Origin of the sequence: Stenotrophomonas sp. NLF4-10 (assembly GCF_022359915.1) — a bacterium.
In the GTDB taxonomy this organism is placed as follows: domain Bacteria; phylum Pseudomonadota; class Gammaproteobacteria; order Xanthomonadales; family Xanthomonadaceae; genus Stenotrophomonas; species Stenotrophomonas daejeonensis.
The window spans coordinates 262344-275428 of sequence record NZ_JAKSEE010000003.1; the positions used below are offsets into that span (position 1 = coordinate 262344).

10 protein-coding genes are annotated in these 13085 nt (G+C 70.0%); 5 read left to right on the top strand and 5 right to left on the bottom strand.

The features are described from left to right. Positions 1 to 36: 36 nt before the first annotated feature. From MIC98_RS01275 to MIC98_RS01285, 3 genes are all read left to right on the top strand, one after another. Positions 37 to 1068, top strand: coding sequence for a peptidoglycan recognition family protein (locus tag MIC98_RS01275; protein WP_239735025.1), 1032 nt, complete (start codon positions 37 to 39; stop codon positions 1066 to 1068). A 70-nt stretch (positions 1069 to 1138) separates the two neighbouring features. Beyond that, positions 1139 to 1429: a hypothetical protein gene (locus tag MIC98_RS01280; protein ID WP_057640431.1), complete on the top strand. Its 291-nt coding sequence runs from the start codon at positions 1139 to 1141 to the stop codon at positions 1427 to 1429. 2 nt (positions 1430 to 1431) lie between these two features. Beyond that, positions 1432 to 1605, top strand: coding sequence for a hypothetical protein (locus tag MIC98_RS01285; protein WP_239735026.1), 174 nt, complete (start codon positions 1432 to 1434; stop codon positions 1603 to 1605). Positions 1606 to 1612: 7 nt separating this feature from the next. Here MIC98_RS01285 and MIC98_RS01290 read toward each other — a convergent pair whose 3' ends face one another. The 5 genes from MIC98_RS01290 to recC form a co-directional block, all read right to left on the bottom strand. Beyond that, positions 1613 to 1906, bottom strand: coding sequence for a type II toxin-antitoxin system RelE/ParE family toxin (locus MIC98_RS01290; RefSeq protein WP_239735027.1), 294 nt, complete (start codon positions 1904 to 1906; stop codon positions 1613 to 1615). 2 nt (positions 1907 to 1908) lie between these two features. Then, positions 1909 to 2193, bottom strand: coding sequence for a ribbon-helix-helix domain-containing protein (locus MIC98_RS01295; protein WP_239735028.1), 285 nt, complete (start codon positions 2191 to 2193; stop codon positions 1909 to 1911). 148 nt (positions 2194 to 2341) lie between these two features. Continuing rightward, positions 2342 to 4228, bottom strand: coding sequence for an exodeoxyribonuclease V subunit alpha (gene recD / locus MIC98_RS01300; protein WP_239735029.1), 1887 nt, complete (start codon positions 4226 to 4228; stop codon positions 2342 to 2344). Beyond that, a complete protein-coding gene (gene recB / locus MIC98_RS01305; protein ID WP_239735030.1) occupies positions 4225 to 7914 on the bottom strand; it encodes an exodeoxyribonuclease V subunit beta in 3690 nt (1229 codons plus the stop codon). Before recB ends, recD begins: the two co-directional genes overlap by 4 nt. Then, positions 7911 to 11276, bottom strand: coding sequence for an exodeoxyribonuclease V subunit gamma (gene recC / locus MIC98_RS01310; protein ID WP_239735031.1), 3366 nt, complete (start codon positions 11274 to 11276; stop codon positions 7911 to 7913). Before recC ends, recB begins: the two co-directional genes overlap by 4 nt. Positions 11277 to 11512: 236 nt before the next feature. Between recC and MIC98_RS01315 the strand changes: the two genes are divergently transcribed. Then, positions 11513 to 12301: an ABC transporter ATP-binding protein gene (locus MIC98_RS01315; RefSeq protein WP_239735032.1), complete on the top strand. Its 789-nt coding sequence runs from the start codon at positions 11513 to 11515 to the stop codon at positions 12299 to 12301. Continuing rightward, positions 12301 to 13050 carry an MlaE family lipid ABC transporter permease subunit gene (locus MIC98_RS01320; protein ID WP_239735033.1) on the top strand — a complete coding sequence of 250 codons (750 nt, stop codon included), beginning with the start codon at positions 12301 to 12303 and terminating at the stop codon, positions 13048 to 13050. Before MIC98_RS01315 ends, MIC98_RS01320 begins: the two co-directional genes overlap by 1 nt. Positions 13051 to 13085 lie beyond the last annotated feature (35 nt).

The following is a 13085-nucleotide window of genomic DNA, read 5'->3' on the forward strand; positions in this document are numbered from 1 at the left end:
TGGCCTCGGCCGCCATCGACCCAAGGAGGGATCCCAATGGCTGAAGCACCTGCAACGCGCTTTCCCGATGACCCACTGCACCCGGATCACGCGATGTACCAACGCATCCTGGATGGTGTACGGGAACTGCAGCGCTGGAGCCCGGAACATGGCGCCAACCTCGCAGCCGCGCTGTATGCGGACATCCGCAACCGCCAGCCACATATCGACGCCCGGGACATCGACCGGATAATTGCCGGTGACCCGGCTGCCCCGCAGCCCTCGCTGTTCGCCTTGCCGCGAGAGGGATACCACAGCCACAGCGCCGATCCGGCGGCATTCCGCTTCCGTACTTCATTGGAAAGCGCCAATCGTCCGGCCCGGCAATCGCTGTCGGCCTACGGACTGAAAACCAGTGTTGGGCAGGACGGCTTCCTGACGGATCCGGGCATCCTCCACACCCCCGTCCCGCAGATCCAGCATGGCGCGATGCCCCGGCCAAACGGCATCGTCCTGCACCGCACCGAATCCGGCAGCGCCGCCAGCACCTTGAACGCATGGCGCACCGGTCCTGGCGGCACCGGTGCGCATTTCCTGATCGACAAGGACGGCACCATCCACCAGACCATCCGCGTGGACCGACAGGCCTGGCATGTGGGAGCCATCCGTTCACGAGGAGAAGTGGAGGGCACCCTCGTCCCCGGGGACCAACGCGAGCTTGAACATGCACGTGCCGGCCAGGCGGAATGGCGAGCCGGAGCGGTCAAGGCCGTCAGCCGCGTGGAAGCGACCCGTCCCTATCCCGAGCGCTACCCCACCAATGGCGACAGCCTCGGCATCGAGGTCGTCGCCCGTTACGTCCCGGCCACGCGGACCTGGGAAGCCCCGACGCCCGAGCAGACCGCTTCGATCCAACAACTGGTAGGCATCCTGCAACGCAACTTCGGACTGACTGACCATGACGTTTATCACCACGATGCCATCTCGCGCAAAACGCCCGGCGAGGGTGCTGACCTGTATGCGCCGGCCCTGCCTCCTGCTCCTGCTCCCGATACTCCCGGCATGCCAGCAGCCGGCCCGCATCGATGACATCCCTGCACCCTTCAACGTCATCGAAGTCTCGACATCGGTCTATCAACCCGCGCCCGGTACCCCGCACATGGCCAGCGAAGAGGCGGCCTGCCGGACATGGTCGCTGGACAAGCAGCAGGTAGCCTCGCTGTTCCAGCTGAGTACGAGGCTGCGCGAAGGACAGCTGCATGACTACGACTGGCTGCCATGTTCAATCAAGGGGCAAGCTCAGGCCGAGGGAAAGGTGTGGGAGTTCGAGATCAATGCCGCCGCCACCAGCATCTGGCGCAGTGGCGATGAAACACGCCTGATGGGTTGTGCGCAGGCTGCATGCGCGCCATTGGTGATCCTGATGATGCCGGGACGACAAGGCGACTGACCGTGGGCGACACGGGCGCCATGGCGATGGACGACTGGCAGGGGGAACCCATCGCCCTGCACATCGTCACCCCACCCGGCCTGCGCCGCCCGGCGCGGGTGCAGCGATTGATCGATTACCTTGCCGAGCGCTTGCAGCGCGAGCCGTGGGTGGCGGCGGCCGGCATCGCGGACTGAGTCCGATTCAGCGCACGAACCCGGCTTCGCGCTGCGCCCTGATCGCAAGCACGAGCACGGTGTCGATGCCGGCGACATAACGGTACAAGGCCACGTATCCGCGTGCGCCGCGACCGATGACCAGTTCGCGCATGTCCTTGCTGCAGGGGCGGCCGATCAGCGGGCTGGTCTCGAGTACGTTGATCGCTTCGATGATTGCGCCCACCCTTGCCATACGCTGCCCGGCATCGTGCTGTTCGAGATGGGCGAGGATGCGCTCGAAATCCTCCCCGACCTCCGGCGCCAGTTCAATCCGCGTCACTGCTATTTCGCCAGCTTGCGAACAGCAGGGCGCCGGGCGGCCTGGCCCGTCACCCGACGCTCCAGATAGCTGCGCATCTCGTCCCAGGGAATGGTTTTACCCGACGCGGCGATCCCGGCATGGCGTCGCTCCGCCTCGGCTTCGAAGTCGGCGCGGCGTTCGGCCAGCGCCGCTTTCTCGGCTATCGCTTCCAGGATGAAACCATGCGGCGTCATGCCGGCTTCTTTCGCCACTTCGGCGACACGGGCCTTCAGATCGTCGGGCAGGCGGATGGTGGTGGTGCTCAAGAGCTACTCCGTCGGATCAGTGATTCCGAATCAAAGTAGCACATATGTGCTACTGATGGACAAGAGCACGAATGGCCGGTCATGCAGAGCACGGCTTGCTGTGCCAGAGGCTGGCCAGTGAGGTTCCATCGCGCACCGAGGTGCGCTCCTACGGGTGATGGCCCAGACGCCGCGCAAGGCCGGAGAGGCGGCTGGCGTGGCGCGACAGGGCGGCCTCGATCACCCCGGCATCGCCGGCAAGATGCAGTGCATGGCGGGCGCGGGTGATGCCGGTGTAGAGCAGTTCGCGGCTGAGCACGCGGTTGTCGCGCGGTGGCAGTTGCAGCCATACCTCGTCGAACTCGGAGCCCTGCGCCTTGTGCACGGTCATGGCGAAGGCGCTTTCGTGCGCCGGCAGCGCGGCCGGGTGGAATGGGCGCGGGTGGTCGGGGTCGTCGCCGGGGAACCAGGCGGTGGTGGTGCGGGCGGTTCCATCGCTTAGGCAGATGCCGACGTCGCCATTGAACAGGCGGTGGCGATAGCTGTTCTCGGTGACCAGCAGCAGGCGGCCGTGGAAGTGCGCCGGCGCGCCGCCGCGCGGGGTGGCGCCGCCGAGCAGTTCCTCGATGCGGGCGTTGAGGCCGCGCGCACCCTGCGGGCCTTCGCGCACGGCGGTGAGCAGGCGCAGGCGGCTTGCCAGTGCGAGCGCCTGCGCCGGGGTCTGCGCGGCGGCCAGTGCGTCCCAGTAGCGTTGCAGCGGTTCGCGCCAGGCTTGCAATGGATCGCCTTCGTTCTCGTGGAAATGCACGCCGGGCAGTTCGCCGCTGCGCAGCAGCGACAGCGCGCGGGCGGCGTCGCCTTCACGCATGGCGGCGGCCAGCGGGGCCAATTGCAGGGCATCGCTCTGGCGGTAGCCGCGGTGCAGGTGCACTCGGGTGCCGGCAAAGGCGCCGGCCGCGGGAACGCGGGTGGCCGGCAATTCGCCGAGCAGCGGTTGCAGGGCCTGCGCATCGGCCGGGGCGATCGCCTCGCCATCACCGGCGGCACGCAGGATCGCGCCGAGCACGTCGCCGGCTTCCACCGAGGGCAGCTGGTCGGGATCGCCCAGCAGCACCAGCCGGGTGCCGCTGGCGACGGCCTCGACCAGCTTGGCCATCAGCGGCAGGTCGATCATCGAGGCTTCATCGACCACCACCACGTCGAATGGCAGCGGGTTGTCGGCATGGTGGCGGAAGCGCGGCGAATCCGGGATCACGCCGAGCAGGCGATGCAGGGTGGTGCCGGTGGTGGGCAGTTGCGCGCACAGTGCGGGGGCCACGCCCAGTTGCGGCAGTTGCTGCGCGGCGTTGCGCAGGCTTTCGGCCATGCGTTCGGCGGCACGGCCGGTGGGTGCGGCCAGCGCCACGCGCGGCGGCGGCTGGCCGCCAGCGCGGGCCTGTGCGGCCAGCAGCACCAGCAGGCGGGCGATGGTGGTGGTCTTGCCGGTGCCGGGGCCACCGGTGACCAGCAGCAGGGCATGGCGCAGCGCGAGGGCGGCGGCACGGGCCTGATGGTCTGCCCCTCCCCTTTCGGCTTCGCCGAAAAGGGAGGGGGTGGAAGCGGGCTTCGCTGCCACATCGAACAACTGTGCGAACAACGGAGCCAGTGCGGCCACATCGGTCTGGTCGAGTTGTGCTGCGCCAATGCGTTGCAGGCCCCGGGCGAGGCGGCGTTCGTATTCGCGGTAGCGGCGCAGATAGAGCAGCCCGTGTTCCCACGCCAGCGGGGCTTGTTCGGCCTCGGCGCTGTCGTCGTCCGGCGTCGCCACCCAGCGCGAAGCGCGCAGTTGTGCGATCCATGCTTGCGGTTCGGGCCACGGCAACGGGGCTTCGACCAGCCGTGCCGGTTGCGTCGGGTCGAAACCGGCATGGCCCTGTGCCACGGCCAGCGAGGCAAGGGCGGCGGCGGCGAGTACTTCGTCCGGGGTGGTTGGGTCGAGGCGGCGCAGGCTTTGCGCGAGGGCGTGGTCGAGTGGGCGAAGGACTTGGGTTTTGGTGAGAGCGGTCAGCAAATTCATGGTTCGGTTCCCACTGACTCCGTTTGCCCCTCACCCCAACCCCTCTCCCGGGGGGAGAGGGGCTTTGAAGGCTTGCCGCCTGCGAACAGTTCGTCCACGGCCTGCACCAGCTCCGGGGCGAAGCGGTGGGCGTACAGGCCCGGCGACGGGCTGCGGGTGGCGTCCAGGCCGCGGCAGAACAGGTAGCGGATGCCGCCAAAGTCGCGGGCGTAGTCGTAACCGTCGCCGAGGCGGAAGCGCAGCCAGCGGTGCAGGGCCACGGTATAGATCAGCGCCTGCAGGTCGTACTCGCTGTGGCGCATGGCCGCTTCCAGCTGCGCCGGGGCGTAGCCGGGCAGACGGTTGGACTTGTAGTCGAGCACGTACCAGCGGCCGTCGCGCACGTAGGTCAGGTCGATCTTGCCGGTCATCAACCCTTCCAGCCGCTGCCGTGTGCCGAAGCCGTGGCGGCCGCGCGCGACGCCGTATTCGTGCAGCACGCGCAGCAGCGCCGGGACCGCGGTCGGCTGCATGGCGAAGTGGAATTCGATTTCGGCGCGGCGCTCGCCTTCGTCCAACGCATGCAGTGCGCCGCCCTCGGGCAGGGCGACGGTCAGGGTCTGGCCGACCAGCATGGTGAGCAGGGCGACGCCGTCGGCGATGTCGGTTTCGGCATAGCTTTCCTTGCGCAAGGCCCCGGCGATGATGTCGCCCTGCCCCTGCGGTGCGGCATCGCCGGGCTGCCAAGCGGCCCAGGCGGCGAAGTCGGCGTTTTCCAGCGCGGCGTGCAGCACGTTGCCGAAACGGCTGCCGGCAAAGCGCGGGTCGAAGGCTTCCGGCTGCGCCATCGCATCGGCTTCGGTTCCGGCCTCGGGCGGTGCCGGCTCGTCGGTCGCGCCGCCACTGTCCTCGGTAGCAGCGGCGGAGGTGTCGTGGCCGGCCTCGGCATGGGCGAGCTGGGTGAAGCTGTAGACCCACCAGTCGTGCGACAGCACGCGCCGCGCGTCGCGCACCGGCGGCAGTGCCTGTTCGCGCTCGGGCGGCAGGCGCGGCGGCAGCGTCGCCACGCTGCCTTCGACGATGCGGATGTCCGGGTGCGCGGCCAATGCGTCGCGCTTGTCCAGCATCGGCCCCAGCCGCGATTCGGGCAGCCCGGCCAGCGCGCCGCCGGCGATCCACAACGCGTGTTTGGCACGGGTCAGGCCGACGTAGAGCAGGCGCGCGGTTTCGGCCGCGTCCTCGGCGGCGGCCTGCTGGCTGGCGGCCTTCCAGTCTTCGGCATCCTTGTCGATCTTCCAGTGCAGCACGCGCCGGTCGCCATCGTGCACGGTCTTGTGCGCATCGGTGTCCGGGGCCTTGCCGTCGATGCCGACGAAAGGCAGGTAGACCAGCGGGTATTCCAGCCCCTTGCTCTTGTGCAGGGTGATGACCTGCACCCGGCGCGCGTCCGATTCCAGCCGCAGCAGCTGTGCTTCGTCGCCGTCGTCGGCGTGGGCGATGCGCGCCTGCAGCCAGTCCAGCAAACCATGCAGGCCGATGCTGCGGTGGCCGGCCTCCTGCAGCAGTTCGCCCAGTTGCAGGTAGTTGCTCAGGCGGCGTTCGCCATCGACCAATGCCAACAGCCGCGGCGCCTGTTCGGCGCACAGTTCGGACAGCATCGCCAGCACGCCGCCGCGCTGCCAGCGTTCGCGCCAGCGCAGCAGGCGTTCCTGGTGGTGGCGCTGGCGTTCGCCTTCGTGCTCCAGCGCGGCGATGACGGCGGCGCTTTCGCCCAGCAGCACGCTGGCCAGCGCGGCGCGCAGGCGGCCTTCGTCGGCCGGTTGCAGCAGGGCGAGCAGCAACAGGCGCAGTTCGTGCGCCTCGTTGCCGGCGAACAGGCTGTGCTTGCCGGCCGCCACCGCCGGGATGCCGGTCGCCGCCAGTGCCTGCTGGATGCGCGCGGCCTCCTTGTGCGAGCGCACCAGCACGGCGATGTCGCCCGGTTGCAGTGGTTCGCCGTCAATCAATGCCCGGCCCTCGCGCGCGGCGGACAACGCGCGGTGGATGTCGGCCACGCAGGCCAGGGTGGCGGCGTCGCGCGAGTCGTCGGCCTTGAGCGGCTTGCCTTCGTCGTCCGGGTCGAGCAGGTGCAGGGTCAGCGCCGGGGCCGGGGCGCCGTCGAGCAGATAGTCGGCATCGTCGCGCTGGTCGCCCGGCTGCACCGGCTCGAAGCGGATGCGGTCGTCAAGGAAGGCGCGTTCGCCGGCGTTGGCATACAGCGCGTCGAGCGCGCGCAGCAGCGCCGGGCGCGAGCGGAAGTTGTGGGCCAGCCGCGGCGCTTCCCCGGCCAGCGCGCGGGCGTGCAGGTAGGTATGCACGTCGCCACCACGGAACCCGTAGATGGCCTGCTTGGGGTCGCCGATCAGGAACAGCGCGGCATTTTCCGCCGGTTCGGCGAACACGCGGCGGAAGATGTCCCACTGGCGCGGGTCGGTGTCCTGGAATTCGTCCACCAGCGCGAAGCGGTACTGTGCACGCAGCCGCCCGGCCAGTTCGATGCCACCCTCGCCGGCCAGCGCGGCGTGCACGCCGTCGATCAGGTCGTCGTAGGTCTGCACGCGGTACTGCTGCTTTTGGTGGGCGAGGCGTTGGCGGGCTTCAAAGCGCAGTTGGTGCAGCAGTTCCACTCGCTTTCGCTTCAACCACTGCTGCCGGAAGTCGTCGGCATCGAACCATGCTTGCAAGGCGTCGAACAGCGGCGAGGCCGGTGCCTGCTGGCCTTCTTTGCAGAAATGCTTGAGTTGGGTCGCTGCCAGCTTGTCGATGTGGTGTTTGTCGCCACGCGGCCATTCGCCCAGCGCGCTGCCGGCCACCAGTTCCACGAAGGCTTTATCGAAGCTGGGGCGCTTGGCGCGGCGGCCATCGAACAGCTTTTTTTCGAAGGCGTTGGCGATGGCTTGTCGGGCGTCGGGCAGGTGCTGGGTGATGGCGTGTTGCAGGGTTTGGGTGACGGTTTGCAGGGCGGCGTTGGGGTTGGCGGTCTGCCGGGCAAGCCCGGCAGCTACGGGGGCGAGCCCGGCAGCCACGTCATCCGGGGCGGGCAGCAGCGGCAGGTCGGCGACCAGCGCCGGCAGGTCGACGGCCAATGCTTCCGGGCTTTTCCACAAACCCAGCAAGGCATCCAGCGCCTCGCCGCGCGCGGCATGCAGGCGCCACAGGTCGGCGGCCAGTTCGGCGTGCAGCGGGCGGGTATTGGTCAGCAGTTCCGGCATGGCGAAGCCGTGGCCGCTTTCCAGTGCGTGTTCGCCCAACACGCGGGTGCAGAAGCCGTGGATGGTGAAGATCGCGGCGAGGTCGGTTTCCTCGGCGGCGATGCGCAGGCGCCGGGCCAGCTGCGCGGCGCTTTCGCCGCCCTGCGCCAGGTGGCGTTGCAGGATGGCGTGGGTCAGTGTGGTTTCCGGGCTGTCGCCGGCGGCGGGTTCGGCGTCCACCAGCCGCGCGGCCAAGGCCAGCCGCTCGCGGATGCGCCTGCGCAGTTCCTGCGTGGCCGCGTCGGTGAAGGTGACGGCCAGTATCTGGCCCATGCGCAGGCCGCGTTCCACCACCAGCCGGGTGAACAGCGTGGCCAGGGTGAAGGTCTTGCCGGTGCCGGCGCTGGCCTCGATCAGGCGCAGGCCGGACAGCGGCAGGTCGAGGTAGGGGTCGCGCGACGGCTGCCCGGCGTTCATGCCCGATCCTCCCCTTCCGGCGATTCCGGCAGCACCCGGCCTTCGCGCAGCGCGGTGAATATCAACAGGCTGTTGTGGATAAATCTGTTGGTAGTGGCCGCCGAGGCGAACGGATCGGCGCCGCGCAGGGCCAATTGCAGGGCTTCGCCGTTGCGCTCGCCCCAGCTGCGCTCGCTGCCGTTCCACTTGTCGCGGCCGGCTTTTTCGCGCTTGTCGGCCTCGGCGTTGTAGATCGCCCAGCCGGTATAAGGGGCGAACGGCAGCGGCGCCTGCAGACCTTGAAAACGCAGGTGCAGCAAGGCTTTCAGCGCGTTTTTCGCCTGTCCGGCGGGCAGCGCCGGCAATGCGTGCGGGCCGTGGTTGCCTGCGCCATCGTCGAAGAACTGCAGCAGCGGCCTGCCCTCGCCGGCGGCGTTGGCCAGCAGCCAGTCCAGCCCGCTGCGCAGCACCCAGGCCACGCCCGGCGCGCCGGCCTGCAACCGCGGCAGGCCCTGTGGATGGATTTGCGCGATGCGCCCGTGCACGCGGGTGCCGTCGACCTCCACCTCGTAGCGCTGGCTGTGCAACGGGGTGCCGTCGTGCCAGCGCGCGTAGCTCTGCGCGCAGGGGCGTATCTGCCCGAGCAGGCGCGCGAACTGCTGCCGCCCGAGCGCGCCGGAAGGCAGCAGCGCGCGGGCGCGCAGGCGTTCGTACAGGCCCGCTTCGTCACCTTCCAGCAACGCGGCGAGCAGGTGTTGCTGCAGCAAGGAATGCGCGCGGCCCTTTTCCGGCAGCACCAGCGGTTCGATGTCGTCGCTGGCGTCGATCTCGCCGGCCAGGCGCAGGCCGAGGCGGTGTTCGAGGAACTGCCCGGCGGGGTCGGCGAGGAAGCGGCGCAGGGCATCCAGCGACAGGCTGGTTTCCTGCAAGGCACCGGGCAGCGGCGCGGCCAGTTCGCCCTCGATCCACGCCGGCAGCCGCTGGCGCTGGCCACCGACGGCGCCGGCCGCCGGGTGCCATTGCCGCTGGTAGCTGAAACGGCGCGGTTCGCCGTCGCCACCGAACGCGGCCGGGGCGAACGGCTGCAACGGGTGCCTGACCACCATCGCCCGGCGCGCGGCGGCGGGATCGTCGTGGCAGGCGGCGGCCGCGTCGAGCAGTTCGCTGACCAGTACCGACGGCTCGCGCGCGCTGCCGTCGCGGGCATCGGCACCGAGGTAGCTCAGGTAGAACACGTCCTGCGCCGAGGCCAGCAGTTGCAGGAACAGGAAGCGGTCATCCTCGCGGGTGGAGCGGTCGCCCGGCTTGCGTTTGCCGCTGGCGATTTCCACGGTGAGCCTGCTCAGGCCGGCGGCCGGATCGCGCCGCGGGAAATCGCCGTCGTTCAGGCCGAGCACGCAGATCACCCGGAACGGCAGCAGCCGCATCGGCACCATGCGGCCGAAGCTGACGCCGCCAGTGAGCAGCGGCGCGCGGGTGTCGGCCTCGGACAGCACCGTGGCGAAGTGCGCGCGCACCACCTCGGCCGGCACCGGGGTGTCGAAGCCGGCCTTTCCGGCCTCTTCGGCGAAGTCGTTGACCAGCTTGCGCAACCGCTCCAGCGCGCGCGCGGTGGCCGGGTCGGCCGGGGTTTCCGGCAGCAGCGCCTTCAACAGCGCAAGCAGGCGTTCGCGCCATTGCGCCGGGGGCAGCGCCTCGGCCAGCAACTGCTGGTGGCGGGCGAGCACGCGCAACAGGCGGATCAGGGCGTCGAGCGCGGCCAGCGCGCTGCCTTCCAGCTCCGGCCACGGCGCCACGCCGGCCAAGTCGGCCTCGCTGCCGCTGGCGTGGCCGAGCAGCAGCCGGTCCAGCGCGAACTGCCAGGTACAGGCGTCGTCGGCCGGCGCCTGATGCTGGCCGCGGTGCGCGGCATCCAGCCCCCAGCGCGCGCCGGCGGCCTGCAGCCAGCCGTGCAGGCGCTCGAACGCGGCCGCGTCCAGCCCGGCGGCGGCGGCCAGCGGCGGGCTGGCGAGCAGGTCGAGGATCTCGTTGAGGCCGAAGCGCGACACCGGCAACCCCAGCAGTTGCAGGAACACCTCGGCCAGCGGCTCGCCCTGCAACGGGCTGGCGTCGGCCAGCGCCCACGGGATCTGGCCCTGGCCGGCGCCGCGGCCGCCGAACACCGCTTCCAGGTACGGCACGTAGGGGTCGATGTCCGGCGCCAGCACCGCGATCTCGCGCGGTTGCAACGGCGGGTCGAAGCGCTCGTCGTCGAGCAGCGCGCGCAGTTGGTCGTGCAGCACCTGCATCTCGCGCAGGCGGGTATGGCAGGCGTGCACCTGCACGCTGGGGTCGTCCGGACGCAGCACCGGACGCAGCGGCGGCGAAGGCCGGGCGCGGCGGTGGAACAGGTCGGCCTGCAGCTGGTGCAGCAGGCTGTCGCGCAGGCCGCCTTCGTCCAGTGTCCTGCCGGTGCGTTGCTCGGGGTCGGCATAGGCGGCGATCTCGCCGCTCGGGTGCACCACTTCGTAGCTGCCCAGCACCGCCATGAAGTCACGCCCGGCCGCGCCCCACGCCTGCAGCAGCGGGTTTTCGCCGGCGGCCTCGCCGAACGGATCGTCGCTGCCGCCGCGCAGCTTTTCGGCCAGCGTCTGCAAATCGCCCCAGTACGCGCGGGTCGGCGTGGGCAGGTAGAAATGCAGCGTGCCGACGCGGGCCTGGGTGGCGATGACGCGCAGCACGTCCGGCGAGACGTTGAGCGTGGCGAAGGCGAACAGCCGCGATGGCAGGCCCCGTGGCAATGGCCGGTCGGCACCCTCGAAGCGGGCGAGGTAATCGTTGATGCGGCGCGCGCGATGCTGGCGGCCGCTGGCGATGCGGCGCCAGAGGATGGCCTGCGGGTCGTCGGCATCGGCGCCGGCCTCCCAGCGCAGCAGCCAGTCGCGGCGCCATGCCTGGTACTTCTCGAACGCGCCACCCAGCTCGGCGGCCAGCGACCACGGTCGCAACGGATCGTCGCGATTGAGCCAGGCATGCAGCCCGGCCATCGCCGGCTGCCGCATCAGGGTTTCGTCGGTCAGCGCCGCATACAGGCGCCAGTGCAGGCCGGCCGCACCGAGGTCGTCGTGCTCGCCGGGCACATTGGCTTCGGGCACGTTTTCTTTCAGCGCGCGGGCAACGAACTCGCCGGGCGTCAGGAATTCCAGGTTGGCGGCGATGCCGTATTCGGCCGCCAGCGTCGATTGCAGCCAGCGCCGCATCGCCACCTGCGGGATCAGCACCGTGTCGGCGGCCAGCAGCGGCTGCCCCGGCGCCGGTTCGCGCAGTTCACGGGCCAGCAGCGAGGCCAGCACGTCCAGCGCATTGGAGTGGTAGAGGCGGAAATCCGGGGCGGCGTCGGGCATGGGGGGATTGTGCCGGAGCGGGATCGCAATGGCCGCGACCGGGGCGCTCCCCCCCCGTGGGCGGAAGCGCATGCAGGCCACTGATCCCTGCCTTTCGCGGGGTCCGGAAGATGCGCTGTTCCGCCAGCGGCACTGACGGCGGGCCGCGATGCGGCGACAATACTGCACGGTCCGGTTTTATTTTGTTCAGGCCGACTCGATAATCCTGCCACGTTAGCTTTCCGTAAAAGGCCGCCATGTCCCCTCCCCGGACACCCCTGGTGCAGTTGTCCGACGTGCGCATCGACCGCGGCGGGCGCACGATCCTGCGCGACGTTTCGCTGGAGGTGCCACGCGGCAGCATCACCGCCGTGCTCGGGCCCTCGGGCAGCGGCAAGTCCACGCTGCTGGCGGCGCTGACCGGCGAACTGCGGCCGGTGGCCGGCCACGTGCGCCTGTTCGGCGAGGACATCCCGCATGGCAGCCGCGCGCTGCTGGAGATGCGCAAGAACGTCGGCGTGCTGCTGCAGGGCAACGGCCTGCTGACCGACCTCACCGTGGCCGAGAACGTCGCCCTGCCGCTGCGCACCCATACCCGCCTGCCCGAGCCGGTGCTGCAGCGGCTGGTGCGGATGAAGCTGCACGCGGTGGGCCTGCTGGCCGCCGCCGATGCGTGGCCGCGCGAACTGTCCGGGGGCATGGCGCGGCGCGTGGCGCTGGCCCGCGCGCTGGCGCTGGACCCGCCGCTGATGATCTACGACGAGCCGCTGACCGGGCTGGACCCGATTGCCTCCGGCGTCATCATGAGCCTGATCCAGCGCCTGAACGACAGCCTCGGCCTGACCAGCATCATCGTCAGCCACCACGTCCACGAAACCCTGCCGATCTGCGACCAGGCGGTGGTCATCGCCAATGCCGGCATCGTCTTCTCCGGCACGCCGGACGAACTGCAGGCCAGCACCGACCCGCTGGTGCGGCAGTTCCTGCACGGCCAGCCCGACGGCCCGATCCCGTTCGACGCTGCCCCACGCGCGAGGGTCGCCTGATGCCGTTCACTTCCTCGATCCGCTCGCTGGGCCGCGCCGGCCTGTTCTCGCTGACGGTGCTGCGCGGCTCGCTGCCGACCCGCGACTTCCTGGCCGAACTGGCGCGCGAGATCTACAAGATCGGCGCGCGTTCGCTGCCGATCATCGCCGTCGGCGGTGCCTTCGTCGGCCTGGTGCTGACCCTGCAGGGCTACCGCACGCTGACCACCTTCGGCGCGTCCGATGCGCTGTCCACCCTGCTCGGCCTGTCGCTGTACCGCGAACTGGCGCCGGTACTGACCGCGCTGCTGTTCATCGGCCGCGCCGGCAGCTCCATCGCCGCCGAGCTGGGGCTGATGCGCGCCACCGACCAGATCAAGGCGCTGGAACTGATGGCCATCGACCCGGTGGCCAAGGCGGTGGCGCCGCGCTTCTGGGCGGCGGTGCTGACCGTGCCGCTGCTGACCGGCATCTTCTGCTCGCTGGCGATCACCGGCGGCTGGTTCGAGGCGGTGCAGGTGCTGGGGCAGGACAACGGCACGTTCTGGTCGGGGCTGCGCGGCAGCGTCGATTTCTGGGACGACTTCGCCGTGGCCCTGCTCAAGTCGGCCATTTTCGGCGGCACCGCAGCACTGGTGGCAGCCTACGTCGGCTTCCATGCCGAACCCACCATCGAAGGCACCTCGGTGGCGACCACCCGCGCGGTGGTCAACGCCTCGCTGCTGGTGCTGATGTTCAACTTCGTGCTCTCCGCACTGATGTTTCAATGACGCGAATCCTTCGCAACAGCCCGCACATCCCTGTG

What these genes read in the sequence shown, in the direction of transcription:
- MIC98_RS01275 (WP_239735025.1), top strand. Translation starts at nt 37, where the DNA reads ATGGCTGAAGCACCTGCAACGCGCTTTCCCGATGACCCACTGCACCCG.
- MIC98_RS01280 (WP_057640431.1), top strand. Translation starts at nt 1,139, where the DNA reads ATGGCCAGCGAAGAGGCGGCCTGCCGGACATGGTCGCTGGACAAGCAG.
- recD (WP_239735029.1), bottom strand. Translation starts at nt 4,228, where the DNA reads ATGAATTTGCTGACCGCTCTCACCAAAACCCAAGTCCTTCGCCCACTC.
- recB (WP_239735030.1), bottom strand. Translation starts at nt 7,914, where the DNA reads ATGAACGCCGGGCAGCCGTCGCGCGACCCCTACCTCGACCTGCCGCTG.
- recC (WP_239735031.1), bottom strand. Translation starts at nt 11,276, where the DNA reads ATGCCCGACGCCGCCCCGGATTTCCGCCTCTACCACTCCAATGCGCTG.
- MIC98_RS01315 (WP_239735032.1), top strand. Translation starts at nt 11,513, where the DNA reads ATGTCCCCTCCCCGGACACCCCTGGTGCAGTTGTCCGACGTGCGCATC.
- MIC98_RS01320 (WP_239735033.1), top strand. Translation starts at nt 12,301, where the DNA reads ATGCCGTTCACTTCCTCGATCCGCTCGCTGGGCCGCGCCGGCCTGTTC.